Annotated in this window: 2 protein-coding genes and 1 pseudogene; 2 read left to right on the top strand and 1 reads right to left on the bottom strand. The window is 60.1% G+C overall.

Annotated features, from left to right (window positions below):
• Both V6C07_RS10885 and panB read left to right on the top strand, forming a co-directional pair.
• The coding region (locus tag V6C07_RS10885) for an arginase family protein (protein WP_333536507.1) at positions 1–439 on the top strand (439 nt) is incomplete at its 5' end.
• 185 nt (positions 440–624) lie between these two features.
• Positions 625–1,458 (top strand): 3-methyl-2-oxobutanoate hydroxymethyltransferase, encoded by an 834-nt coding sequence (gene panB / locus V6C07_RS10880; protein ID WP_333536505.1) that lies wholly within the window; start codon positions 625–627, stop codon positions 1,456–1,458.
• Between the two features lie 595 nt (positions 1,459–2,053).
• Here the strand turns inward: panB and V6C07_RS10875 are convergent.
• Positions 2,054–2,559 (bottom strand): annotated as a pseudogene (locus V6C07_RS10875) (ribonuclease H-like domain-containing protein); the annotation flags it as partial.

Here is a 2,559-nt window from a genome sequence, read left to right as displayed (position 1 = left end):
CGTCATGCACCGTGCCGTGGCCGACCTTGGCTTGCCGCTGGCGCAGTTTGGCGTGCGCGACTTTTGCCGTGAAGAGGCCGAGGTGCGCAAGACGCACAACGTCACGCATTACGACGCCTATTTCATGGCTCGGGTGGGTCTGCCCGAGCAGCCCCTGCCCGAGGATTTTCCCCGGCGCATTTATGTGACCTTTGATGTGGACGCATTTGACGCCTCGCTCATGCCTGCCACCGGCACCCCTTCGCCGGGGGGCATAAGTTGGCGCGAGGCCCATTTCATTCTTGAACGCTGCATGGCCGGGCGCAGGGTGGTGGGGTTTGATGTGGTGGAACTGGCGCCCATACAGGGGCTGCACCACTGCAATTTTACGGCTGCCAAGCTGACGCATCTGCTTATGGGGCTGGCCCAGGCGGCCAATACTGGCCCTGACGGAGCCTGAGCGGAAGCGTCTTGTCTGCCGCCTGGAGGTTGGCGTGGCCGGCGGGGTCTTGTGGCGTTTATGGTGCATCCGGGGTTTGCGCCAGCCCCGTTACTTGCCAGCCCCGGTATTCGGGTCAGACCCGATGCTGACGTCAGTCCCGGCGCTCTCTGCATCAAGGCATGATTTTTTACAAGGAGCAAAAAATGAAGAACACTGTGGTCACCTTTCGCGCCGCCAAAGGGCAGGGCAAACTTGCGGTGCTTACCGCCTATGACTACAGCACGGCCCGCGTCATGGACGCCGTCGGGGTTAACGCTCTGCTGGTCGGGGATTCTCTCGGCATGGTCATGCTGGGGCATGAGGACACGCTGGGTGTCACCGTGGACGATATGGTACGCCACAGCGCCGCTGTGGCGCGCGGCGCGGAGCAGGCTCTTGTTATCTGCGATATGCCCTATATGAGCTATCATACCGGGGTTGACGAGGCCGTGCGCAATGCCGGAAGGCTGGTGACGGAAGGGCGCGCCCAGGCCGTCAAGCTGGAGGGCGGTGCGGAATTTTGCGATGAGGTCAGGGCCATTGTGCGGGCTTCCATTCCTGTCATGGGGCATCTTGGCCTTACGCCCCAGTCCGTAAACGCCCTGGGCGGCTTCAAGATGCAGGGCAAAACCCCGGCAGCGGCCCAAAAACTTCTGGACGACGCCCGCGCCCTTCAGGAGGCCGGAGCCTTTGCCCTGGTGCTTGAGTGCGTTCCCGCCCCGCTGGCGGCCCGTATTACCAAGGAACTTGCCATACCTGTCATCGGCATCGGCGCAGGGGCCGACTGCGATGGTCAGGTGCTGGTCTGGCAGGACATGGCGGGCCTCAATGCCCGGCCGCTGCCACGTTTTGTAAAGTATTTCGGCTCTGTGGACATGGCCCTGCGTGACGCCATCGAAGCCTATATCCGCGAGGTGCGGGTGGGGGCTTTTCCCGGTGAAGAGCACTGCTACCCCTTGCCCGAAGGTATGGAAAAAACCCTGAAAAAACTCAAATAATCCGGCCATGCAGCCGCCAGAAGCCCAAGCGTCCGTACAGGGGCCACATTGGCAGGTTCACCGGCAGTCCAGAGCAGATTAACTTTGAACTACTTCACATTTCAAAGTTTTCATTCAGCCGGAAAATGTGATTTTCAGCTGAATCCACGCCACATTGTGCGCGCTCGTGACGACACTGTCTAGATGTAGAGCATTTACACTTTTTCAAAGGTAAAATGCTCTAGAGCAGATTAACTTTGAGAATATACATTCTCAAAGTTTAAGGCACGCTCACTTCGGCGTTTAACCGCGCAGATAAACTGCGCTTACGCCTCCGTAGCGAACGTCTGCTCACGCAGCCGTCCGAGCAATTTAAAAGTTAAATTGCTCTAACGCCCAGATGTGCAGGCAGATATATACAGGCAGGATACGCAGAACCCCGGCAAGGCCGGGGTTCTGCCTTTGTCGGAGCAACAGTGTTTTTTACGGTATCTGGCCCTGAAGTGCTCTCGCTGCCTTGGTTTTGACCGCCGGGCGGTGTCTTGGGCCAGGCCGGGGCGGCGTCTTGAAGAAGGGGCGGTTTCAGGCGCTGACTGCCTGGCTCTCGCCCAGTTCCTCAAGTATTTCCATGTCCGGCCTGCCGGGGCGCAAAGCTGACGGGAACGCGCACGCGCGCGCCCGCCTTGTTGGTGAAGAGCAGATGCCCGTGCTCAAGGCCGTAGAGGTAGAGGCGGCGGGTCATATCCACATCCTTGCGGCAATAGGCGGCGATCTCGTCCACCTTGCCCTCTTTCCACCAGCGCAGGGCCTGCAGGCCGTCGGCGCTTTTAGGCTCATTCAGGGTGGCCTGACCGAGGTTGTCCAGCGATATGCGGTAGCTCAGCCGCTCCTTTACCCGCTGCAAAAGGTCCAGAGTCGGCAGGCCGCGCAGGTCAAACGGCGCAAAGGGCGTCAGCACGGCATAGTCAAAACGCAGACTGTTGAAACCCACCACAAGGCCCGCAGCCCGCATGCGTTCAAACAGCGCCGGCAGTTCGTCCTGACTGTAGGAAAAAAAGTCGTCGGCGCGGCTGTCGTAGGCCACGGCCACGCTCACGCCCATGCGGTCGGCCTTGTGCCAGC

Origin of the sequence: Desulfovibrio sp. 1214_IL3152 (assembly GCF_036763055.1) — a bacterium.
In the GTDB taxonomy this organism is placed as follows: Bacteria; Desulfobacterota; Desulfovibrionia; order Desulfovibrionales; family Desulfovibrionaceae; genus Desulfovibrio.
The sequence above is the reverse complement of the archived record's forward strand: the minus strand, read 5'-3'. Positions and strand labels throughout refer to the sequence as shown.

Excerpts from the sequence above, each read along its gene's own strand:
- panB (WP_333536505.1), top strand. The coding sequence starts at position 625 with ATGAAGAACACTGTGGTCACCTTTCGCGCCGCCAAAGGGCAGGGCAAA.